The 22,188-nt window shown below is 71.5% G+C and carries 24 protein-coding genes and 2 tRNA genes; 11 read left to right on the forward strand and 15 right to left on the reverse strand.

Going from position 1 to position 22,188, the window contains the following annotated elements:
• Positions 1–78: 78 nt before the first annotated feature.
• From gyrA to NQ707_RS07025, 8 genes are all read left to right on the forward strand, one after another.
• A complete protein-coding gene (gene gyrA, locus NQ707_RS06990) occupies positions 79–2,760 on the forward strand; it encodes a DNA gyrase subunit A (RefSeq protein ID WP_058748372.1) in 2,682 nt (893 codons plus the stop codon).
• The gene (locus NQ707_RS06995) at positions 2,757–3,344 is read left to right on the forward strand and encodes a DUF3566 domain-containing protein (RefSeq protein WP_064725056.1); all 588 of its coding nucleotides are present in this window, start codon (positions 2,757–2,759) and stop codon (positions 3,342–3,344) included. Before gyrA ends, NQ707_RS06995 begins: the two co-directional genes overlap by 4 nt.
• A gap of 112 nt (positions 3,345–3,456) precedes the next feature.
• Positions 3,457–3,530: transfer RNA gene (locus tag NQ707_RS07000), tRNA-Ile, on the forward strand.
• 29 nt (positions 3,531–3,559) lie between these two features.
• Positions 3,560–3,679 carry a DLW-39 family protein gene (locus NQ707_RS07005; protein WP_217265758.1) on the forward strand — a complete coding sequence of 40 codons (120 nt, stop codon included), beginning with the start codon at positions 3,560–3,562 and terminating at the stop codon, positions 3,677–3,679.
• A gap of 7 nt (positions 3,680–3,686) precedes the next feature.
• Positions 3,687–3,762, forward strand: a tRNA-Ala gene (locus tag NQ707_RS07010).
• Between the two features lie 230 nt (positions 3,763–3,992).
• Positions 3,993–5,264, forward strand: a complete 1,272-nt coding sequence (locus NQ707_RS07015; RefSeq protein ID WP_404435223.1) for an anion permease — start codon at positions 3,993–3,995, stop codon at positions 5,262–5,264.
• Positions 5,265–5,267: 3 nt separating this feature from the next.
• Positions 5,268–5,564 carry a hypothetical protein gene (locus tag NQ707_RS07020; RefSeq protein ID WP_100463477.1) on the forward strand — a complete coding sequence of 99 codons (297 nt, stop codon included), beginning with the start codon at positions 5,268–5,270 and terminating at the stop codon, positions 5,562–5,564.
• A gap of 79 nt (positions 5,565–5,643) precedes the next feature.
• Positions 5,644–6,000 carry a DUF3349 domain-containing protein gene (locus NQ707_RS07025; RefSeq protein WP_082264740.1) on the forward strand — a complete coding sequence of 119 codons (357 nt, stop codon included), beginning with the start codon at positions 5,644–5,646 and terminating at the stop codon, positions 5,998–6,000.
• Positions 6,001–6,167: 167 nt separating this feature from the next.
• Here NQ707_RS07025 and NQ707_RS07030 read toward each other — a convergent pair whose 3' ends face one another.
• Entirely contained in the window at positions 6,168–7,070 is a 903-nt protein-coding gene (locus tag NQ707_RS07030) for a hypothetical protein (protein ID WP_404435226.1), read from the reverse strand.
• A 229-nt stretch (positions 7,071–7,299) separates the two neighbouring features.
• Here NQ707_RS07030 and NQ707_RS07035 point away from each other — a divergent pair, with 229 nt between their 5' ends.
• Together NQ707_RS07035 and NQ707_RS07040 are read left to right on the forward strand one after the other, a co-directional pair.
• On the forward strand, positions 7,300–7,842 hold the full coding sequence (locus NQ707_RS07035) for a peptidylprolyl isomerase (protein WP_075514654.1): 543 nt from the start codon (positions 7,300–7,302) through the stop codon (positions 7,840–7,842).
• Positions 7,843–8,047: 205 nt separating this feature from the next.
• Entirely contained in the window at positions 8,048–8,842 is a 795-nt protein-coding gene (locus NQ707_RS07040) for a rhomboid family intramembrane serine protease (protein ID WP_144937356.1), read from the forward strand.
• Positions 8,843–9,312: 470 nt separating this feature from the next.
• Here NQ707_RS07040 and NQ707_RS07045 read toward each other — a convergent pair whose 3' ends face one another.
• From NQ707_RS07045 to NQ707_RS07060, 4 genes are all read right to left on the reverse strand, one after another.
• A complete protein-coding gene (locus NQ707_RS07045; RefSeq protein ID WP_064725054.1) occupies positions 9,313–9,507 on the reverse strand; it encodes a CsbD family protein in 195 nt (64 codons plus the stop codon).
• Between the two features lie 169 nt (positions 9,508–9,676).
• Positions 9,677–11,083 (reverse strand): galactokinase, encoded by a 1,407-nt coding sequence (locus tag NQ707_RS07050; protein ID WP_404435229.1) that lies wholly within the window; start codon positions 11,081–11,083, stop codon positions 9,677–9,679.
• Between the two features lie 71 nt (positions 11,084–11,154).
• On the reverse strand, positions 11,155–11,751 hold the full coding sequence (locus NQ707_RS07055; RefSeq protein WP_064725052.1) for a TetR/AcrR family transcriptional regulator: 597 nt from the start codon (positions 11,749–11,751) through the stop codon (positions 11,155–11,157).
• A gap of 152 nt (positions 11,752–11,903) precedes the next feature.
• Positions 11,904–12,440 (reverse strand): type 1 glutamine amidotransferase domain-containing protein, encoded by a 537-nt coding sequence (locus tag NQ707_RS07060; protein WP_058731396.1) that lies wholly within the window; start codon positions 12,438–12,440, stop codon positions 11,904–11,906.
• Between the two features lie 332 nt (positions 12,441–12,772).
• On the opposite strand from NQ707_RS07060, the gene NQ707_RS07065 reads away from it, so the two are divergent.
• Positions 12,773–13,795 (forward strand): serine hydrolase, encoded by a 1,023-nt coding sequence (locus tag NQ707_RS07065; RefSeq protein ID WP_058731397.1) that lies wholly within the window; start codon positions 12,773–12,775, stop codon positions 13,793–13,795.
• Positions 13,796–14,247: 452 nt separating this feature from the next.
• On the opposite strand, the gene NQ707_RS07070 is transcribed toward NQ707_RS07065, so the two are convergent.
• From NQ707_RS07070 to NQ707_RS07115, 10 genes are all read right to left on the reverse strand, one after another.
• A complete protein-coding gene (locus tag NQ707_RS07070; protein WP_081046298.1) occupies positions 14,248–14,910 on the reverse strand; it encodes a response regulator transcription factor in 663 nt (220 codons plus the stop codon).
• 57 nt (positions 14,911–14,967) lie between these two features.
• A complete protein-coding gene (locus tag NQ707_RS07075) occupies positions 14,968–16,392 on the reverse strand; it encodes a sensor histidine kinase (RefSeq protein WP_058731398.1) in 1,425 nt (474 codons plus the stop codon).
• A 49-nt stretch (positions 16,393–16,441) separates the two neighbouring features.
• A complete protein-coding gene (locus NQ707_RS07080; RefSeq protein ID WP_058731399.1) occupies positions 16,442–16,996 on the reverse strand; it encodes a CPBP family intramembrane glutamic endopeptidase in 555 nt (184 codons plus the stop codon).
• Positions 16,997–17,011: 15 nt separating this feature from the next.
• Positions 17,012–17,290 (reverse strand): PLD nuclease N-terminal domain-containing protein, encoded by a 279-nt coding sequence (locus NQ707_RS07085; RefSeq protein ID WP_064725048.1) that lies wholly within the window; start codon positions 17,288–17,290, stop codon positions 17,012–17,014.
• A 69-nt stretch (positions 17,291–17,359) separates the two neighbouring features.
• On the reverse strand, positions 17,360–18,247 hold the full coding sequence (locus tag NQ707_RS07090; RefSeq protein ID WP_404435234.1) for a CE1759 family FMN reductase: 888 nt from the start codon (positions 18,245–18,247) through the stop codon (positions 17,360–17,362).
• A gap of 38 nt (positions 18,248–18,285) precedes the next feature.
• Entirely contained in the window at positions 18,286–19,491 is a 1,206-nt protein-coding gene (locus tag NQ707_RS07095) for an LLM class flavin-dependent oxidoreductase (protein ID WP_404435236.1), read from the reverse strand.
• Between the two features lie 202 nt (positions 19,492–19,693).
• Positions 19,694–20,527 (reverse strand): glutamine amidotransferase, encoded by an 834-nt coding sequence (locus NQ707_RS07100; RefSeq protein WP_100463488.1) that lies wholly within the window; start codon positions 20,525–20,527, stop codon positions 19,694–19,696.
• Positions 20,528–20,536: 9 nt separating this feature from the next.
• Entirely contained in the window at positions 20,537–20,926 is a 390-nt protein-coding gene (locus NQ707_RS07105) for a hypothetical protein (protein ID WP_404435238.1), read from the reverse strand.
• Entirely contained in the window at positions 20,889–21,512 is a 624-nt protein-coding gene (locus NQ707_RS07110) for an EamA family transporter (RefSeq protein WP_404435240.1), read from the reverse strand. The genes NQ707_RS07105 and NQ707_RS07110 overlap by 38 nt, the downstream gene beginning before the upstream one ends.
• The gene (locus NQ707_RS07115; RefSeq protein WP_404435242.1) at positions 21,464–22,117 is read right to left on the reverse strand and encodes an EamA family transporter; all 654 of its coding nucleotides are present in this window, start codon (positions 22,115–22,117) and stop codon (positions 21,464–21,466) included. Before NQ707_RS07115 ends, NQ707_RS07110 begins: the two co-directional genes overlap by 49 nt.
• Positions 22,118–22,188 lie beyond the last annotated feature (71 nt).

The raw sequence follows: 22,188 nt of genomic DNA on the forward strand, positions 1-22,188 counted from the left end.
ATTCCCCACGCGGAATGAGCCGGGCGGCGATGCGGCGAGACAGCGCAGAGCACACCCCAGAACGGAAAGCACACAGCCATGAGCGACGAGAACGCCACGCCGGAGAACGGCGCAGAGAACGAGGAGCGCGAGGTCCACGAGGGCGAGGTCGTGGACCCGGCCGTGCCCGGTCCGGAGATCCGTCTGACCGATCGGGTCGAGGCCGTGGACCTGCAGACCGAGATGCAGCGCTCCTACCTGGACTACGCGATGGCCGTGATCATCGGCCGCGCGCTGCCGGATGTGCGCGACGGCCTGAAGCCCGTGCACCGGCGCGTCATCTACGCGATGTACGACGGCGGGTACCGCCCGGACCGCTCCTTCAACAAGTGCGCGCGCGTCGTCGGCGACGTCATGGGCCAGTACCACCCGCACGGCGACTCCGCGATCTACGACACCCTGGTGCGCCTGATCCAGGACTGGATCATGCGCTACCCGTTGGCCCTGGGCCAGGGGAACTTCGGCTCCCCGGGCAACGACGGCGCGGCCGCACCCCGGTACACCGAGTGCAAGATGGCGCCGCTGGCCATGGAGATGGTCCGGGATATCCAGGAAGACACCGTGGACTTCCAGGACAACTACGACGGGAAGAACCAGGAGCCCACGGTCCTGCCCGCCCGCTTCCCGAACCTGCTGGTCAACGGCTCCTCCGGCATCGCCGTCGGCATGGCCACCAACATCCCGCCGCACAACCTGCGCGAGGTCGCCGACGGCGTGCAGTGGTTCCTGGACAACCCCGAGGCCTCCGACGAGCAGCTGCTGGAGGCCCTGATCCAGCGGATCAAGGGCCCGGACTTCCCGACCGGCGCGCAGATCCTCGGGCACAAGGGCATCGAGGACGCCTACCGCACCGGGCGCGGGTCCATCACGATGCGCGCGGTGGTCAACGTGGAGGAGATCCACGGGCGCACCTGCCTGGTGGTCACCGAGCTGCCGTACCAGGCCAACCCGGACAACCTGGCCATCAAGATCGCCGAGCTGATCAAGGACGGGAAGATCTCCGGGGTCGCGGACATCCGCGACGAGACCTCCGGGCGCACCGGGCAGCGCCTGGTCATCGTGCTCAAGCGCGACGCCGTGGCCAAGGTGGTGCTGAACAACCTCTACAAGCACACCCAGCTGCAGGAGAACTTCTCCGCGAACATGCTGGCGATCGTCGACGGCGTGCCGCGCACCCTCTCCCTGGACGCGTTCATCCGCCACTGGGTCACCCACCAGATGGACGTCATCGTGCGCCGGACCCGGTTCCGGCTGCGCCAGGCCGAGGAGGAGGCGCACATCCTGCGCGGCCTGCTCAAGGCCCTGGACGCCCTGGACGAGGTCATCCGGCTGATCCGCAGCTCCCCCACCGTGGAGGAGGCGCGCACCGGGCTGATGCAGCTGCTGGACATCGACGAGGCCCAGGCCCAGGCGATCCTGAACATGCAGCTGCGCCGCCTGGCGGCCCTGGAGCGGCAGAAGATCCAGGATCGCCATGCCGAGCTGATGCGCCAGATCGAGGAGTACCGGGGGATCATCGCCTCCGAGCAGCGCCAGCGGGAGCTGATCTCCGAGGAGCTGGCGGAGATCGTCGGCCGGTACGGGGACGAGCGGCGCACCCAGATCCTCATGGGCTACGACGGGGACATGTCCGTGGAGGACCTCATCCCCGAGGAGGACATGGTCGTCACGATCACCCGCGGCGGCTACGTCAAGCGCACCCGCATCGACCAGTACCGCTCCCAGCACCGCGGCGGCAAGGGCATCCGGGGCGCGCAGCTGCGCGGGGACGACGTCGTCGAGCACCTGGTGGTCACCACCACGCACCACTGGATCCTGTTCTTCACCAACCTCGGCCGGGTCTACCGGACCAAGGCGTACGAGCTGATCGAGGCCGGCCGGGACGCCAAGGGCCAGCACGTGGCCAACGTCCTGGCCTTCCAGCCGGGGGAGACGATCGCGCGGGTCATGGCCCTGCGCTCCTACGAGGACGCGCCGTACCTGATCCTGGCGACCAAGCACGGGCTGGTGAAGAAGTCGCGCCTGTCCGACTACGACACCAACCGCACCTCCGGGGTCATCGCGATCAACCTGCGCGAGGAGGACGAGCTGATCTCCGCGCAGCTGGCCGGGGCGGAGGATGACCTGATGCTCATCTCCCGCAAGGGCCAGTCCCTGCGCTTCACCGCCACGGACGAGGCGCTGCGCCCGATGGGCCGGGCCACCTCCGGGGTGACCGGGATGAAGTTCCGCGACGGCGACGAGCTGCTGGCCGCCTCCGTGGTCACCGACGACGCGTACGTCTTCGTGGTCACCGAGGGCGGCTGGGCCAAGCGCACCCGGGTGGATGAGTACCGGGTGCAGGGCCGCGGGGGCCTGGGCATCAAGGTCGCCAAGCTCGCGGAGGACCGCGGGGACCTGGTGGGCGGGCTGATCGTCGGCGCGGACGACGAGGTGCTGGTGGTCATGGAGTCCGGCAAGGTGGCGCGCTCCCACGTGGCCGAGGTGCCCGCGAAGGGCCGGGACACGATGGGCGTGATCTTCGCGAAGCCGGGCAAGAAGGACCGCATCCTGTCCATCGCCCGCAACCAGGACAAGGGCGTGGACGACGGGGAGCCCGTGGCCGAGGGCGGGGCCGTGGGGGTCCCGGGGGCGGATCATGAAGTACCGTTGGACGCAGACACTGATCGCACCGACGCACCGGCAGCAGCCGGTCCGCAGTCCCACGGAGGTAACGAGTGAGCACGAAGAATTCGGGATCCGAGGCGCGCAAGCCCTCCTCGGCGTCGGGCACCTCCGCCCGGCGGCCCGCCCCGAGCCGGGGCCGGGATTCCGTCACGGCCACCAAGTCCTCCGCCTCCTCCGCGGGACGCGCAGGCTCGGGGCGCACCTCCTCGGCGGGTGGGGTCAAGCGGCCCGCCGGCTCGGCCAACCGCCCGCTGGTGCGCCCCGCCCCGCGCTCCAAGGTGCGTCGTGCCCACCTGACGGTCGCGAAGATCGACCTGTGGTCCATCGCCAAGCTGGTGTTCCTGCTGTCCGTGGCCGTGGGCATCGTGACCGTGGTGGCCACCGTGATCCTGTGGCTGGTCTTCGAGGTCACCGGCATCTTCGACGGCATCAACTCGATCCTGTCCATGCTCTCCAGCCAGGGCAACGCCGTGCAGCTCACGGACTACCTCTCCCTGGGGCAGGTGGCCGTGTACGCCACGATCCTGTCCGTGCTGAACGTGGTGCTGCTGACCCTGCTGGGCATCATCGCCGGGTTCCTGTACAACATCGCGGCCAAGCTGGTGGGCGGCATCGGGGTGACCCTGACGGACGACTGACCCGGTGGTCCGCCGCCCGGCGGCCCCGCCTGTGCGCGAGGTCACCGGGGGCGGATTTGGCCGCCGCCGCGGGCAGCCGGTAGTGTTTCATCGTGGCCCACGGGCCGCGTGAGGGCGTATAGCTCAGACGGTTAGAGCGCTACACTGATAATGTAGAGGTCCCAGGTTCAATTCCTGGTACGCCCACCGAATCCCTCACTCGAGGAGGTCCGCTCATGCGGAAGATCCTGGCGGCGCTGGCCGCCGGTGCCGCGGCACTCGCCGTGGCCAAGAGGTACCGGGATTCCCAGGAGACCAAGTCCACGTGGCAGGCGTCCACGGATCGGGTCGACTGAACCACCCGGGGACGTGGCGCAATTGGTAGCGCATCTGCTTTGCAAGCAGAGGGTTAGGGGTTCGAGTCCCCTCGTCTCCACCACGGACATCGGAACGAAGCCGCGGCTCCCGCATCGGGGCCGCGGCTTCGCCGCATCCGCCCCGTGTTTTCGCCCGCGCGGCGTCTCCGGTCCCCTCCGCGCAGCACCCGTGACCGCAGCTGTGACGCCGACCATGTGACTCGCTGCGGTGTCCAGCTTCGCGCCGCGAAGTTCATCTGAAGTTCACCCTGGCGGGCCTCGCGTCCGGTCCGCGCGGCGGCATAATCGATCCGTGACCCCAGAACTCATCATCCTCGCGATCGTGATCATCACGGCGCTGGTCTTCGACTTCACCAACGGCTTCCACGACACGGGCAACGCGATGGCCACCTCCATCGCCACGGGGGCGCTCAAGCCCAAGGTCGCCGTCGCCCTGTCCGCGGTGCTCAACCTCGTGGGCGCCTTCCTGTCCGTGGAGGTCGCCAAGACCGTCGGCAAGGAGGTCGTGAACCTCAAGATGGCCGAAGGGGACGGGCTGATCCTCATCGTGTTCACCGGCCTGGTCGGCGGCATCGTGTGGAACCTGCTCACCTGGCTGCTGGGGCTGCCCTCCAGCTCCTCCCACGCCCTGTTCGGCGGGCTGATCGGCGCGACCATCGCCGGTCTCGGGGTCTCCGGGGTGCTGTGGTCCGGCATCGTCGCCAAGGTCATCATCCCGGCCCTGGCCGCACCCGTCATCGCCTGCCTCATCTCCACCGTGGGCACCTCCCTCATCTACGGCTTCACCCGCCGGGTCGGGGAGCAGCAGAAGGAGCGCGGCTTCCGCTGGGGCCAGGTGGGCACCGCCTCCCTGGTCTCCCTGGCCCACGGCACCAACGACGCCCAGAAGACCATGGGCGTGATCTTCCTGGCCCTGGTGGCCTCCTCCGCGATCGATCCCTCCGCCGACATCCCGTTCTGGGTCAAGCTCTCCTGCGCCGGGGCCATCGCCCTGGGCACCTACCTGGGCGGCTGGCGGATCATCCGCACCCTGGGCAAGGGCCTGGTGGAGATCGACTCCCCGCAGGGCATGGCCGCCGAGGGCGCCTCGGCCGCGATCATCCTGACCTCCTCCCACTTCGGGATGGCCCTGTCCACCACCCACGTGGCCACCGGCTCCATCCTCGGCACCGGTCTGGGCCGCAAGGGCGCGGATGTGCGCTGGGGCGTGGCCGGGCGGATGGTGGTGGCCTGGGTCATCACGCTGCCCGCGGCCGCCGCGGTCGGCGCGGTGTGCTGGCTGATCGCCCACGGGGTGTCCCTGGTCAGCAACCAGCTGGTCGGCACCGGCGTCGTCTTCCTGATCATGGCCGCCCTGGCCGGGTACATGTGGCGCCACTCCCGGAAGAACCCGGTGGACTCCGGCAACGTCAACGCGGATTGGGAGGCCGAGGCCGCCCTGTCCGTGGACAATGGTCCGGATCGCCCCATGGTCTCGGCCGCCGCCGGGGAGATCCTCGACCAGGACCACCTCACCCCCGTGGGCGCCACCGCGTCCCGCCGCCAGCAGAAGCACGGAGCCTGACCCATGGAGATGCTCTCCCTCATCGCCAACCTCCTCCCCGTGACCATCGCCGGACTCGTGCTCGGCGCGGGGATGCCAGCCCTGTTCGCCCTCGCGATGCGGATCTCCGCTGGGAGCACCGAGACCCGGCCGGACGGGACCGTGGTGCAGACCGCGCCCGCCAGCCCCGTGCTGCGGGCGGTCTCCGCGGCGATCTTCGTCCTGATCGCGGCGATCATCCTCCTCGGCATCCTGTGGATCGCCAAGGACTTCATCTACCACACCACCGGGTTCGACCTGCTGGGCGCCGCCAAGAAGTGACGCGGCCCGCGGGATCAGGAGACGCTCCCGCCGTCGACATCGGAACCCGCCGCCACACGCGGGAGGACGGGGGACACCAGTGCCCAACTTCGTGAGCTCGCTGATCCAGTGGCTGCGTGCCGGCTACCCGCACGGGATGCCATCCCAGGACTACATCCCGCTCATGGCGGTGCTGCGCCGCCGCCTGGGCGAGGAGGAGATCCAGGACGTCACCCGCCAGCTGGCCGCGGCCGGGCTGGTGCCCGCCGACTCCGTGGACATCGGGGTGGAGATCACCAAGGTCACCGACGAGATGCCGTCCCCCACCGACGTGCGCCGCGTGGAGGACAACCTGCGCTCCCTCGGCCGGGCAGAAGATCAGGAGACGGAGGAGCCGGGGGAGGACTCGGGCCCGAGCGCCCCGGCGGATTCCCCGGGGGATGACGACGGCGCCTGAGCGTCGTACACCGCCGCGGAACCCCGCCCGGACGCGGCAAGCACACAGCTGCCCTCCGCCGCCGCGGCTCCAGCACCAGGGGAAACGCCGCCGCCCCCTCATCGTCCAGATGAGGGGGCGGCGGCGTTCCGGTGCGGCCGGCGGGCCGTGGGATCAGGGCAGAAGGCTCAGGCCTCCTTGCCCTCCACGTTCTCGCGGCCCTTCGCGCCGGACTTCTGCGAGTCCTTCACCTCGGCGGGCTTGGTGGCGTCCGCCTTCTTGGGGTCCGGGGTGGCCGCCTTGTTCAGGGGCGCGCCCGGACCGGGGTGGCTGGTGTCCTTGGCATCCACGTGCTCGGAGACCTCCTGGTTGGAGGGCGCCTTCGCGGAGGCCGGCTTGGTCACCTGCTGATCCTTCAGCGTGGACTTCCCGGCCGAGCCGGCCTCGGAGTCCGCGGCGGTCTCCTCGGCGGGCTTGGCCGGGGCGGCCGGGCGGGAGGACTGGTCCTTGGCCGGCTGGGCGGCGTCGGCCGGGGTCTTCCATGGATCCTCCACGGGGCGGGAGGCGCGCCAGGCGGCCACGGCCGCGGCGGTGCCGGCGGCCAGGAGCCCGAAGACCAGCCAGCCCTTGTGGGACTTGCGCTGCGCCTTCTTCTGCTCCTTGGCGAAGCTCTTCGCGGACTTCACGGCCTGCTTCTGGTACTTCTTCACGGCCTTCTTGTCCCCGGTGAGCTTCTGGGCCAGGGCCTCCACGCGGTCATCGCCGGCGTCCACGGAGTCCAGCTTCTGGGCCAGGGCCGCGGCGGCGGCACCGGCCTGCAGCCGACCCTTGGCGACGGCGTTCTCCACCGCCGGGGAGGCCTTGTCCAGACCATCCTGCACGCGCGGAGTCACCTCCTTCTGCACCCAGTGGTTGGCCTTGCCGGCCTGGTCCTGCAGCTTGGCGCCGAGGCCCTGGGCGAGATCCTGGGCCTTCTCCGCCTGATCCTGGAAGCGGGAGCCGACGACCTTCTGAGCCTTCTTCGCCTTCTTGGCCGCCTGCTTCCGGGCTTCCTGGGCCTTCTTCTCAGCCTTCTTCTGGTGGCACGCCACGAGTCATCCCTCCTTGCGGACGCGGTGCGACCGGGGCCTCTCCCCGGACGTGTCGCGCGTATCCGCCGGGAAACACCGGCGGGACGGCACCGCGTCACTTGTCGTCCGTCACCAGCTTATGGGCTGGGACGCCGCGGTGTCGCGCGGACGCGGCACCGACCCGTCGTTCTTTTCACTCAAGGCGGAAAGGCCTTGGGAGGCCTCGCGCGCGCGTGGGAGGATGACGAGCATGACTGCTAACCCCACCGCGCAAGCGACCATCCACACCAACCACGGGGACATCGTGGTGGACCTGTTCGGGAACCACGCGCCGAAGACCGTCAAGAACTTCATCGGCCTCTCGGACGGCTCGCAGGAGTGGACCGATCCCAAGACCGGGGAGAAGAAGAGCACTCCGCTGTACGACGGGGTGATCTTCCACCGCATCATCCCGGACTTCATGATCCAGGGCGGGGACCCGCTGGGCCAGGGCATCGGCGGTCCCGGGTACCAGTTCGACGACGAGATCAGCCCGGAGCTGAGCTTCAACGAGCCGTACATGCTGGCCATGGCCAACGCCGGTACGCGCGGCGGCAAGGGCACCAACGGCTCCCAGTTCTTCATCACCACCGTGCCCACCACCTGGCTGCAGGGCAAGCACACCATCTTCGGGCAGGTCGCGGACGAGGACTCCAAGAAGGTCGTCGACGAGATCGAGGGCGTGGCCACCGGCATGATGGACCGGCCGGTGGAGGACGTGGTCATCGAATCCATCGACATCCAGCAGCTCTAGCCGAGACCGGGTCCCCGCACCCGCACGACGCCGCCCGGAGGCCGCGCGCCGTCTCCCGCTTTCCGGGAGCCGCGCCGCGCGAGCATCGGGGCTCGGCGTCCCCCACGCTTCCAGGCCCATCCGTGCTAGCGGGTGGGCCTGAGCCGTATCCGCACGCTCCCCCCCCGCTTCCCGGCGGGGACCCATCGACCCACGAGGAGACCCCATGGACCAGGACCCGCCCCGGTACGGGCAGCGCATCGAGGATCAGCCCGGCGAGGTGCCCGTCTGCCCCCGCCACCCCGACCGGCCCGCCTACGTGCGCTGCTCCCGCTGCGGGCGCCCCGTCTGCTCCTCCTGCCAGGTGCAGGCGCCGGTGGGCGTGCAGTGCGTGGACTGCGTGCACCAGGCTCAGCAGGCCGCCGGGGGCACCCGGCGCGGGAGCGGGGCAGGACTGTTCCCGCGGGCCGGGGTGCTGCCGGTGACGTGGGGGATCATCGGGGTCTGCGTGGTGGTGTATCTGCTCCAGGTGCTCACGGGGGATCGGATCACCGCGCAGCTGGCCTACCACCCCGCACTGACCGCGGTGCAGCCGTGGCGGATGCTCACCAGCGCCTTCGTGCACGGTTCCCTCACCCACCTGCTGCTGAACATGTACAGCCTCTACATCGTGGGGCAGGCACTCGAGCCGCGTCTCGGGTCCTGGCGCTACGCCGTCGTGTTCGCCCTGTCCGTGCTCGGCGGATCCGCGGCGGTGTACCTGCTCTCCCCGGGGACCTGGGTCGTGGGCGCCTCCGGGGGGATCTTCGGGCTGTTCGGCGCCTTCTTCGCCTGGACCCGCTTCCGCGGCGGGGAGAGCGGGGGCCTGGTGGTGCTGATCGCGGTGAACCTGGTCTTCGGGTTCGTGGTGCCCGGGATCTCCTGGCAGGCCCACGTGGGCGGTCTGGTCGTGGGGGCGCTGACGGCCCTGCTGTTCGACGTCGCCTCCCCGCGGCTGCGGGCCCGGCGTCGGCTGCGGTAGCCGCCCCGCGCCCGTCCAGGGATTCTTGTGATTACACGAATCCCGGGTGCGTGGAGGGTTCTCCACAGGGTCTGTCCACAGCTGTTAATAACTACACGGGTGTCACTCCGCCGTCGGAGTCACCCCTGTGGATGTCCGAGATCCGCGGCAGATCGGGCCGGATGGACGCCTGCCGGCCGGAAACCCACAGACTTGTCCACCCCTGTGGATAACTTTTCTGCACGGGTGGGGAGAGCGGTGGACGGCCCGAGCCGGGATTCTTGTGATTCCCGCCGGCAGGCCCCGGACCCGCGTCGGGTCTTCGCCGCGCGGTGGGCGACAGCCCCCGATCCCCGGAGACGACGAAAGGCCCGCGAGCGGAACCACCCGGCGGTGGTCTCGATCGCGGGCCTTCTCGGCGGGAACCGTCGCGGTCCCGGCGTCTGCAGACGCGGATGCCGCGGCGGCGCTCCCGAACGCGGGGAGTCAGCTCACTTCTTGAACTTGTCGCCGATGTTGCGGGCGGCGTCCTTGACCTTCTCCGCACCGTCCTTGACGGCGGCGGAGAGCTGGTCGGCCTTGCCCTCGTTCTTCAGATCGTCGTTGCCCACGGCCTCGCCGACCTTCTCCTTGGCGTTGCCGGCGAAGTCCTGGCCCTTGTTCTCGGCCTTGTCCTCGATACCCATGGTGGCTCCTTTCGTGAGGCGATGGCCCGCTCGGTATGCGGTGCGGACCACCTGCTGACTCCTCACCCTAAGCCACCGCGGGTGTGCTGTGAACCTCAGCGGCGCTCAGCGGGCCCGTGTTCACGACCGGCAGACACACATCCGAGCGGTTCCGACGTCGGGCCGGTGTTCAGCGGTCCCGATGCGCCGGGCGACCCGGGGCCAACGGCAGGAACACCGGGGCGGCGAAGTCCCGCGCCGCGAAGGCCTGTGCGACGGCCTGCGCCGTGGCCTGCACCCGATCGGCCTCCACCAGGGCCAGCACCGCCCCGCCGAAGCCGCCGCCCACCAGCCGAGCCCCCAGGGCGCCGTGCTCCAGGCAGGTGTCCACCGCGACGTCCAGCTCCCGCCGGGAGGCCTGCAGATCATCGCGCATCGAGGCGTGGGAGGTGGTGAACAGCTTCCCGAACTCCTCCCAGACCTCCCGGACCCGCTCGGGATGGCGCTGCGGATCGGCGGGGAAGCGCCGGGTGAACAGGGCCCGGGCCCGCTCCACCAGCGCCATGTCCGTGAACACGTGCCGGATCCACCCGGTGAGCACCACCGGCTCCACCTGATCCCGCAGCCCCGGCATCTCCCGCAACCGGTTCAGGGCCGCCTCCACCGCGGCCTCCCGGGCCCGGTGAGCCTCCGGTGCGGCCAGCTCGGGGAAGCCCAGATCCTCCGGCAGCAGATCCCGCAGGTGCTCCACCCCGACGGCGCGCGCCACCGTCTCGCAGGCCTGCCGGCGCGCCGAGTACTGGCCATCGGCCAGATCATGCGGGGCGTTGGTGTCGATCACCAGGAAGGCCAGGCCTGCCGCGGCGGCGTCCACCGGCACCGGCTGGAGGGAGAAGTCCCGGAAGTCGATGGCCACGGCCTGACCGGGCAGCGAGCGCAGGGCGGCGGTCTGGTCCAGCCCGCCGGTGCGGGCCCCGGCCACCCGGTTCTCCGCGGTGATGCAGACCTGGGCCAGGCGGGCGCGCAGGGCGTCGTCGTCCGGGGAGCACCCGCCCACCGGCAGACTCGGCAGGCCGGCGGGGGCCCGCAGCGGGCAGGACAGCTCCAGCAGGGTCAGCGCGGTGGCCGCCAGCAGGGCCGCGGAGGAGGACAGCCCCCCGCCCACGGGCACGGTGGAGTCGATGAGCAGGTCCGCCCCGAAGTCCGGGGGCAGAGCCAGATCCGCCCCGCCCTCCCGGTTCAGGGCCCAGGCGACGCCGCCGACGTAGGTGAACCACCCGGAGACCGTGCCCGGGGCGATGTCCGCGACCCGGGATTCCGGGGCCCCGGGCAGCTGCAGGGACTCGGCGTGCAGCACGCCGTCGGTGCGCAGCCGGGCGGCGATCAGCGTGCGATACGGCAGGGGGGTGGGCAGGGCGCAGCCGCCGTTGAAGTCCACATACTCGCCCAGCAGGTTCAGCCGCCCGGGGGCGGACCACACGCCGTCCGGGTCCTTGCCGTAGCGCTCCCGGAAGGCCCGGGTCACCGTGCGCACGTGCTGCTCGTGGTCCGGCAGCTGCGCCCACCGGGCGAGGACGTGCTGGGGGGACTGGGGCATCGAAGCGGACTCATTTCTGGATCGTGGGGGCGAGGAGATGCGGCGTCGGGACGCCGCGGTCCCCGACGATTCTAGGTGCTCGGCGGCATGGGGCCGCCGGGTGGGTGCGGCAGCAGCCCGCGCACGACGGCGCGCACCCCGAATTCCTCGGCCGCCCGGTCCTCCCGGGCCGCGGGGGAGGACTCATCGGGGCCGGCGTCGAGCATCAGGGCGCGATCCTGGGCCTGCTGGGCCAGCCCCAGCACGCTCGCCAGCAGCAGGTGCGCACCCCACTGCGCGCGGCGCGGGGTCAGGCCCGCGGCCAGCAGGAGACGGCGGACGCGCTCGCGCTGGGGTACGGAGTCGGGATGCAGGGCCAGGGCCACGGAGACCACCTCGGGGGCGTCGGTGACCTCGGTCAGGGCCGCGAGCACGCTCAGGGCGGTGGCGGTGAGCTCCTCGGCGATCTCCCGGAGGTCCTGCGGGATCTCCTCGGGCCGGGTCGTGTCGGCCAGCAGCCGGGTGGCCAGCAGGCTCAGCAGCTCCTGCTTGCTGCGCACGTGGTAGTAGAGGGCCCCGGGGGCCACGCCCAGCTCGGTCGCGAGCCGACGCATGGACAGGTCCCCCAGGCCGTAGGAGCGCAGCAGATCTCGGGCGGTCTCGAGGATGCGCTCACGGGTCAGGGCCACCCGTGCAGTCTATCCGGGCCGCCGGGGCGACTCGGCCGATCCCGCGAGGATGGCTCGGTCGGCCCTGCGGGGATGGCGGCCGGGACGCGAGTCGGGCAGGGCCGACCTCGGTCAGCCCTGCCCTCGCTCAGTCCCGTCGGATCAGCCTCGGATCAGGAGAGGGCGTCGATGATCGCGGCGGAGAAGGCCTCGAGGTCGCCGGGGTTGCGGCTGGTGATGAGGTTGCCGTCCACGACCACCTGGGAGTCCTCCCACTGCGCCCCGGCGTTCTTCAGATCCGCGGCGATGGACTCGAAGGAGGTCAGCCGGTGGCCGCGGGCGACGTCGGCCTGGGCCAGCAGCCACGGGGCGTGGCAGATCGCGGCCACGGGCTTATCCGCATCCAGGAAGGCGGTGAGGAAGTCCGTGGCGCCGTCCTGGATGCGCAGGGTATCCGCGTTGATGGTGCCGCCGGGCAGCACGAGGGCGTCGTAGTCCTCGGCCTTCGCCTCGGCCAGCGGCTGGTCCACGGGGAAGGTGTCCGCGTGGTCCCAGTCCCCCTTCATCGCGGTGAGGGTGCCTTCGGCGGGGGAGACGATGACGGTCTGCGCCCCCGCCTCATCCAGGGCCTTGCGGGGCTCGGTCAGCTCCACCTGCTCGACGCCGTCGGTGAGCAGGAAGGCGATCTTCTTTCCGGTGAGGTCAGCCATGACGTCCTCTCGTGGTCGGTGAGGTGCGGCGCTCGCCGGCTCCCGGACTCGCTGGGCCCGCGGGCGGGGCGGCGCCGCCTGTTCCGCTTCCAAACTAGGCCCTGACCAGGGGCTCGGGGAACGGGCGTCCGCTCTGCGCTGAGGACGCCGCCCTCCGGCGTCGAGACCGTACATCGCTGCCGAGACCGTACGAAGGTGCCGAAGCCGTACCCGACGGGTGCGGTCTCGGCACCTATGTACGGTTTCGGCGAGACAGTGCGGTCTCGGCGTCGAGGGGATTCCGGCGCCCCGGGGCATGGACCCACCCCGACCGACTTTCCTAGGCTGAGCGGATGGAGTACACCTCAGACCCGAACCGAGGGAAGAGAACCCGCTCCGCGACGTCCCCGGCGGCGGGCACCCGGCCGATCACGCGGCGTCGGGCCCTGGGAATGGGCTCGGCCGCCGTGCTTGGTCTCGCCCTGAGCGCCTGCGGGGCGTCCACGGCAGAGCGGCAGGCCGCCGAGAGCACCGTGTCCGATGCCGCCCAGGCCCCGCGGGATGAGGCCTCGGACGCCGTGACCGCCGTGCTGGACGAGGTCAGCGGGAAGTACGACGGCGCGCGGCTGAGCCTCGCCGCCTACGACGTCGCCGCCGGCCGCACCTACGCCTACCACCCGGATACGTGGAGCTACGAGGCCAGCGTCGTGAAGATCCCCATCGCCCTGTCCGTGCTGCGCCAAGCCAAGGAGGCGGGTGGCCGGCTGGGGGAGCACCAGAAGGACCTGATGACCCAGTCCGTCGTCTACTCAGACAACGCCGCGACCCAGCAGCTGTTCCTCGGGCTCGGTGACACCCAGCGCAGCATCACCGGGGACCTGCCCGGCTCCGCCGCAGACACCTCCGGCATCGTCGACTACCGGGACCCGCAGGCCGCGGAGGTTCTGAACACCACCTACGAGAAGCTGGGCGTGCGGCGCACCCGCTCGCAGGGCTCCTGGGGAGATGACCGCACGTGGGCGCAGGACCAGGTGCAGATCATGCGCGGCATCGCCGAGGGCGTGGACTGGGTGGAGGCCGATGACCTGGACTACCTGCGCTCGCTGATGACCCCGGATAACTCCTCCCAGAACTGGGGCGGGGGCGTGATGTCCGGGAAGGAGGTGGCTGGGCGGAAGGTCACGGACGTCTCGGTGAAGAACGGATGGCTGCCGGAGGACACCGGGGCCTGGCACATCACCTCCTCCGCCGTGGTGACCGTGGGGGAGGACGCCTACGCCGTCGCGGTCGTCTCCCAGGGGTTCGCGGACCAGCAGACGGGTCAGCAGGCGGCCTCCGACGCCGTGCAGGCCTACTTCAGCGCCAAGGCCGCCTGACGCACCAGGACAGGATCAGGACACACAGAGCCCCAGGGCAAGGATGAACGAGGAGCGGGAGATGCTGAACAGAATCAGGGAGATTATTCACTCCTGGAGGGTCAGGAAAATCGATGACGATGAGCTGATCATGGCTCCCGTATGGGATGAGTACCCGTTCACCGGTATCTCCTGGGTTGAGGAGCGCGAGGATGCTGAGTGGTTCATCGCCCTTCCTGATGACCTGAAGAGGGATCTGCGCACCTGGGCGAGTCTGTGGTTCGAACTGCACGGGATGATGAATTCAACAGCTCTGATGGTGAGCTGGCGATGGCGCTCTGGTTCCGGGGGCTCGCCGAGAGGGTCAGCAAGGAGATTCATCCCCCGATCCATCTCACCGTCGCCTACAACTGGACCGACATCGACTTCTCCCGGTACCCGTAGGCGGCATCACCCCGACGCCGCCACGCGCCTCAGCGCTGCAGGAAGGCGAGGACCGCGCGCACGCGGCGGTTGCCGGTATCCGGGTCCAGCCCCAGCTTGTCGAAGATGTTGCCGATGTGCTTGGCCACCGTCGCCGAGGAGACGAACAGCTGCGCCTCGATCTCCTGGTTGGACTTCCCCTCCGCCATCAGCTGCAGGATCTCCCGCTCCCGCGGGGTCAGCCGCTCCAGAGCACCCGAACGCTGATCCTGCCGTGCCGAACCCATCAGGTGCTGGACCACGTCCGGGTCGATCACACTCCCGCCGCCGGCCACCGTCTCCAGGGCACGAGAGAAATCCTCGATCCGCCCCACCCGGTCCTTCAGCAGATACCCCAACCCGGCGGAGTCCGCGGAGAACAGCTCCCGGGCGTAGGCCGCCGCGATGTACTGGGACAGCACCAGCACCGGCAGCCCCGGGTAGCGCTGACGCAGCTGTTGGGCGGCCTGCAGCCCGTCCGAGGCGTTGCCCGGGGGCATCCGCACGTCCGTGATCACCACGTCCAGGCCCTCCCGGCCCTGCTCCTCGGCCACCGCCGCCAGCAGCCCCGGGGCGTCGCCCACCTGCCGGATCACCTCGTGGCCCATGCGGGTCAGCACCATCACCAAGCCCTCGCGCAGCAGGGTCGAGTCTTCGGCGAGGACGATGCGCACGGTACGGGGCCTTTCCCACGGGGACGACGGCGAGCGCGGGCCGACCGCCGGAACCGGTCAGATCCGGGTGACCCGCGGGGCGCCCCACGGCAGGCTGTGCCCGGGACGCTCCGCAACCAAGGGTAGCCACAGCCGCAGCACCGTGGGCCCGCCCACCGGAGAGTCCACGGTGACCGAGCCGCCGAGGGCCTGGGCGCGCTCGTCCAGTCCGCTGATCCCGGAGCCGCGTGCGGCGTCCGCCCCGCCCTGCCCATCGTCGTGCACCTGCACCGTCAGCGCCCCCTGCGCGGTGTGCGCGGTGATGCGCAGCCGGGTGGCCGCGGAGTGCTTCAGCGCGTTGGTCATGGCCTCGCTGACCGCGTAGTAGGCGGTGCGCTCGACGTCGGGCGGCAGCTTCGCGCACGCCGCCCACGTCAGCTCCGTGGGCAGCAGCGCGTTGTTGGCCAGCTCCTCCAGGGCCGCCCGCAGCCCGTGATCCTCCAGGACGGCCGGGTAGATCCCGCGGACCGTGTTGCGCAGGGTCTGCAGGGCGTGGGTGGTCTGCTCCTGCGCCTGGGCCAGCTGCCGCTGCGCCGGCCCGGTCCGGGCGCCCTCGGCGCTCAGGGTTCCCAGCTCCATCTGCACCATGCCCAGGCGCAGGCTGAGGTTGACCAGCTCCTGCTGCACGCCGTCGTGCAGGTCCCGTTCGATCCGGCGCCGCTCCGCCTCGAAGGACTCCATGATGGCGGCGCGGGAGAAGGTCAGCCGGTCCACCTGCCGCTGGATCTCCTCCGGGCGCGGGGCCAGCAGCGCCTTGGTCAGGGAGGCCCACGCGGCGGCCACCAGACCGTTGAGGTACCCGAAGATCAGCAGCGCCACCAGCCCGGCGGCGGCGAAGCGCCACCAGTCCTCCGGGGTGTAGGAGGCGGAGCTGCCCGTCAGCTCCCCGTCCACGATGCGCAGCCGCCACGGGGCGCCGGTCATGTCCTCCAGGGGCGCCCGGTAGATCCCCAGGTACCCGGCGCAGAAGGCGCACACCCCCAGCACGAAGGCCTCCGCGCCCAGCAGGAGGGTGAACAGCACGGCGGCGACGGCGTCGATGACGCTGGCCAGCACCTCCCGCCACGTGGCCGGCTCCCGGTACCGCACGGAGAACCACCGCTTCACGGGCCGCACCGGCAGCGGCACGTGCGCGTTGGACACCCCGCGGAAGCCGAGCATGCGCAGCAGCCACCGCTGCACGTGCCCGTACCAGACGGCGCCGGCCGGGGCGAGGGCCAGCAGCAGCAGGGGACTGACCAGGATGAGCAGGCCGAAGATGGCGGTGACCACCGGGGGCACCGCCGTCTCCCCGCCCAGCACCAGGATGGGCACGAACACCACGATCCCGGTGCACAGGAGCAGCGTTACCGGCGGGGTGATCAGGGCGAGCAGCGCCGCCCACGGGGCGGCGGAGAAGAGGTACGCGGGCCGGGCCAGGCACCGCCACAGGCTGGTTCTCATCGTGGTCCATTCTCCCCGCGGTGCAGGGGGTCGGTGGTCGGCATCGGGATCACGGGGCGAGCAGGACGACGAGCGTGGCCCCGGCGAGCGGGGCGGTCAGGGCCGCGTGCAGGATCCACGGGGCCCACAGGCTGGCGTGCCAGCGGTAGGACAGCGCACAGGCGAGTCCGCCCACCGCGGCCGGGAGCATCAGCACCGGCACCGGATGCAGCAGAGCCGTGGCCGCAGCACTCAGGGCGACAGCCCCCGGCGCCCCCGTGCGCGGGAGCAGCCAGTCCAGGAGGCCGCGGCGCAGCAGCAGCTCCTGCAGCAGCGGAACCGCCACCACGGTCAGCACCACCCCGAGGACGAACACCCCGCAGGGCATCTCCCGGTACGCCGGACCCGCGGGATCCCGGGCGGGCACGCCTTCCGTCAGCAGCACCGACGCGGAGACGGCCAGCACGAGACCCTGCGCCAGCAGGGCCAGCGGGACCTCCCACCACAGGTGGTGCAGCGAGCGCTGCGGGGCCACCAGACCCAGCCACGCCGCGAGACCGCCCGTGGTGCGCCCGCCGGCCGCGGCGTCGTCGTGGGGGAGGGTACCCAGGACGTGCTCGGTCATGGCGGGTCCCCCTCGTCAGCGCACCGGGGCGGCGGAGCGGTCGAGGCCCGTGGTGCGCCCGGCGATGAACCAGGCCAGCGGCCCCAGCACCGGGAAGGCGAAGACCGCGAGGATCCACAGGGCCTTGCCGCCCGCTGCGTAGCGCGGGGAGGCGACGATGGAGACCAGGGTCGCGAACAGCAGGGCCAGCAGACCCAGGGAGACCGCCGCGATCACTCCCAGGGTCCCCCAGGTCAGGGCGGACTCCTGGAGGGTCATGGCGGCCAGGGTGGCGGAGAAGATGTCGGTGATCATGGCATCCAGTCTTCTCGCGCCGCCCCGGCCGCACAGTGGGGGAGGGTGTGAACCGGGGTAGAGCTGGGTCTACTTCCCGGCCCGGGCCCCGCCCGAGGAGGACGACGGCGCCTGGTCCCCCAGCAGCTGATCGAACGGGGTCAGCTTCAGCGCGGAGAGTCCCGAGGCCGGGCGGAAGCTCTCACCCTGGCCCGCGTTCAGCTCCGAGTCCACCGCCCGGGCCGCCCGCGCGTCCGGGATCGGGCCGTCCGCCGCCGAACTCGCAGATCCTGCGCCGTCGGGCCGGTGCGCGCCGCCCTCGTGCCCAGCCTCCTCGTGTTCGGCGGGTACGGCGTCCTCGTCCGGGACCGACGCCGGGATCGGTACGTCCTCGGCGTCGTCCCGGGCGCCCAGCGCGGTCCCGGCGCGCCAGGCCACCCGCTGGGCCAGCTCCGCCCCGGCCCGATCGATGCGCTGCTGCAGGGCGGCATCCGCGCCGAAGTCCTCCGTGGCCGCGAAGACCCCGGTGGGCACCAGGTCCGCGCGCAGATAGGAGAACAGGGGGCGCAGGGCCGTGTCGATCATCAGCGAATGCCGGGCCGAGCCGCCGGTGGCCGCCAGCAGCACCGGGGTCCCCGCGATGTCCCCGTCCTCGGTGAGGTCCCAGAAGGACTTGAACAGCCCCGTGTACCCCGCCTTGAAGGTCGGCGTCACCGCGATCACCGCGTCCGCCGCGCGCACCGCGTCCAGCGCCTGAGCCAGCTTCCCCGAGGGGAGGAAGCCCATGGTCAGGTGATCCGCGATCCCGTGGGCCAGGCCCCGCAGGCCGATCTGCTCGATGCGCACCGCCAGCCCGGAGGCCTCCAGGGCGGCCCGGGAGGCCTCGGCCAGCCGCTCGCCCAGCAGGCTCGTGGAGGAGGGCTCCCCCATCCCGGCGGAGACCACCACCAGGCGGATCCTCTCCGATGCTCTCGTCATCACCGTCAACTCCTCGCTGCCGTCTGCTCGTGCGGACTCTACCGCTGCGTCGTGTCCTGCCGAGTGGCGTCGACGTCGCCCCCGGCCTGCTCGGCCTGCCGCTCCTGCTGGGCGGCGCGCTCCCGGCCCGCCGGGGAATCCGGACGACCCCCGGGCACCGGGTCCATGCCGTCCTCGTGGCGGCGCACCAGCCACTCGTGGGTCGGGGCCTCGGGGACGTGGGCCGGGCGCCCGGCGTCGAACTCCCTGCGCAGGGTCGGCAGGATCTCACCCAGCTGGTCCAGCTGCTCCAGCACCGTCTTCTGCGGCAGGCCCGCGTGGTCGATGAGGAACAGCTGCCGCTGATAGTCCCCCGCGTACTCGCGGAAGCTCAGCGTCTTCTCGATGACCTCCTGCGGGGAGCCCACGGTCAGCGGGGTCTGATCCATGAAGTCCTCCATGGAGGGCCCGTGGCCGTAGACCGGGGCGTTGTCGAAGTACGGGCGGAACTCCCGGCGGGCGTCCTGCGAGTTGGGCCGCATGAACACGTGCCCGCCCAGGCCCACGAAGGCCTGATCCGCCGCGCCGTGGCCGTAGTGCTCGTAGCGCTGCCGGTACAGCTCGATCATCTGCTGGGTGAACTCCTTGTTCCAGAAGATGTTGTTGTGCAGGAAGCCGTCGCCGTAGTACGCCGCCTGCTCCGCGATCTCCGGGGAGCGGATCGACCCGTGCCACACGAACGGCGCGACGCCGTCCAGCGGCTGCGGGGTGAGCGTGAAGGACTGCAGCGGGGTGCGGAACTTGCCCTGCCAGTTCACGGTCTGCTCGTGCCACAGCCGGTACAGCAGGTTGTAGTTCTCCACCGCCAGCGGGATGCCCTGCCGGATGTCCTTGCCGAACCACGGGTACACCGGGCCGGTGTTGCCGCGGCCCATGATCAGGTCCACCCGGCCCTCCGCCAGGTGCTGCAGGTAGCTGTAGTCCTCCGCCAGGCGCACCGGGTCATTGGTGGTGATCAGGGTGGTGGAGGTGGACAGGATGATCTTCTCGGTCTGCGCGGCGATGTTGGCCAGCAGCACCGGCGGGTTGGCCGGGGCCACGAACGGCGGGTTGTGGTGCTCGCCGGTCGCGAAGACGTCCATGCCGATCTCCTCGGCCTTCTTCGCGATCTCCACGGTGCTGCGGATGCGCTCGTGCTCGGTGGGGGTGGTGCCGGTGGTGGGGTCCTGGGTGACGTCCCCGATGGTCATGATCCCGAACTGCATGGTCTCGGCTCCTTCGCCTCGTGCTCCGCCTCCCGGCGGTGCTGCTTCGTGGTCTGACCGGTCCAACCTCGGGTGTGTGGGCTTTATTCCCGGGTAAAAAAAGTTGATGCGTCAAATGATTCGGCGGTGGTCGCAAGTGCCGACGACGGGCCCGCGGCGTCCGATGACGGGTCCGCGGCGCCCCGGGGAGGGGGAGGGCCGCTCAGGCCGAGCGGGCGTAGCGGCGGCGGAAGTTCGCCAGGATCCGCTGGGGCTGGGTCACCTCGGCCGCGCGCACGGCGTCGAAGCGCTCCTGGGCGTTCTCCGGGTCGTAGTAGCCGTGGTTCGCGTACACGCGCAGCCGGTGCAGCAGGCCCCGCTGATCCAGCTCCGGGTGGAACTGCGTGGCGTACATGTTCGCCCCGATGCGGAACATCTGCACCGGGCAGGCCTCGCCCCCGGCCAGCAGCACCGCCCCCGGCGGCAGGGTGCGCACCGCCTCCTTGTGGCCCACGAAGGCCTGGAACACCGGCTCGACGTCGGCCAGCAGCGGATCCTGCCGACCCTGCGGGGTCACCGTCACCCGGATCGGCCCGGCCTCCTCGGAGAAGGTCCGATCCACCACCGCCCCCTGGTGCAGGCCCAGAGTGCCCACCCCGTAGCAGGCGCCGAAGAAGGGGTAGTCCCGGCGCACCACCTCATCCAGCATCCGCCGCAGCTCCGCCTCCACCCGCCGCTGCAGCGCGGACTTGGACTCCTCCGGGTCCGAGGAGTTGAACGGGCTGCCGCACAGGATCACCCCGGAATGCGCCTGAAGGATCGCCGGCCAGTCCAGGGCCGGGGGCGCCTGCTGCTCCGACGACGCCAGGGGGCTGTCCGCCTCATCGCCCGGCTCCGGCTCTCCGGTGGCCGGGCGGGGATCCTCCGCGAAGATCCGATCCAGCTGCAGCTGCGCCAGCTGGCCGGGGCCGAAGCCTCCCAGCTCGGCGGTGGAGCGCAGCTCGTCGGCCACCACGGCGTCATCGTCGCGGGTCTGGATCAGCAGGAAGGGCAGCATGGCCCCAGCTTAGCCAGCCGGCGGGAAGAGCGGATTGAGCACCCGACGATGCCGGGCCACCCACCCGTACACCCGGCGGGCCACCGGGGCGACGGGTCGGGCCAGGATCACCCGACCGGCCAGCCGATCCACCCGATGCGGGGAGGCCAGCAGCGCCCGGGCGATCGCCGCGTGCCCCCAGGCCGCGCGGCCCGGCAGCTCCCACCCCGCGGGCATCGCGCGCACCGCTGCCGCCGGGCGATCCCCCGGAGAATCATCCACCGGGAGGGAGCACGTCGGCAGGGTTTCCGTCGGAGGAGCGGCCGACGGTGTCGGGCCCTGCGCGTACAGGGCCTCGCGGGCGAAGCGCTCGCGGGCGGCGTCATCCAGCTCCTCGCGCACCCGCGAGAAGGGCAGCACGATCAGCCCCGCGCCCGCGCCCGCGCCGTCGCTCGCGCCCGCGGCATCCGTTCCGGCGGCACCCGCCCCGGCGCGCCGGCGCAGGAAGGCCGCCGCCCGGGTGCACGGGCCGCAGGCGTCGTCGAAGACGAAGACTCGCATGCGGCCCACGATAGCCGGGGCGGGCCTCACCTGCTCCGCGCGGTCTCGGTCTGCTCGGGGTCCGCGGCCACGACGGGCAGGGCGCCGGTGCTCCCCCCACCACGACCTCCTCCGGCGGGATGAGCCCCGCCGGCTCCTCCTCGGCCACCCGCGCCGCCCGACGTCGGGCCCGTCGCGCCCCCACGGAGGCGGAGACCGTGGTGCCCATCGAGGCGAGGACCACCAGGGCGATCGCCAGCAGCCGCAGCCCCTCGATGCGCTGGGACAGCAGCAGCCAGCCGAACAGCGCCGCGAACGCCGGCTCCAGGCTCAGCAGGATGCTGAACACCTGGCCGGGCACCCGCCGCAGCGCCGCCAGCTCCAGGGAGTACGGGATCACCGAGGCCAGCAGGGCGGTCAGCAGCGCCAGGCCCAGCAGATGCGGCTCCTGCCCTGCCCGCACCACGCTGCCCGCCCCACCGGCAGCAGGAGCAGACCCGCCACCGTCATCGACGCCGCCAGCCCGCCCGTGCCCGGCACCAGCCGACCCACGTGCCCGCTGGCCAGCACGTACCCGGCCCAGAACAGCCCGGCGATCAGCGCGAAGACCACCCCGAGCGGGTCCAGGCCCGCCCCGCCCAGCACGGACTGCACCCCCAGCAGGGCCATCCCGCCCAGGGCCAGACCCACCCATGCGAAGTCCAGTCCCCGCCGGGAGGTCACCGCGGAGAGCACCAGCGGCCCCAGGAACTCCAGGGCCACCGCCACCCCCAGCGGGATGCGGGCGATCGCGGCGTAGAAGAAGCCGTTCATCAGCGCCATCGTCGCCCCGAACAGCACCACGGCCCGCCACTGCCGCCGGTCCCACGCGCGCACGGCCGGGCGGGTGAGCACCAGGAGCACGACGGCGCCGAGCACCAGGCGCAGCGTCGTCACCCCCCAGGAGCCCAGCGGGGCGAACAGCTGGGTGGCCAGGGCCGCGCCGAACTGCAGGGAGATGCACGAGCCGATGACCAGCAGGACGCCGGATCCGGCCCGCGTCTGCTGGGCGGGGTGTGCGGTGGTGCTCATCGGCCCGGTCTCCTCTCCTCGGGGGCCCGACGCCGCGGGGCCGGGCACCCCGCGTGGACGCTCGGGTGAGC

Source organism: Rothia sp. BD8 (genome assembly GCF_044878465.1).
GTDB lineage: Bacteria > Actinomycetota > Actinomycetes > Actinomycetales > Micrococcaceae > Rothia > Rothia kristinae.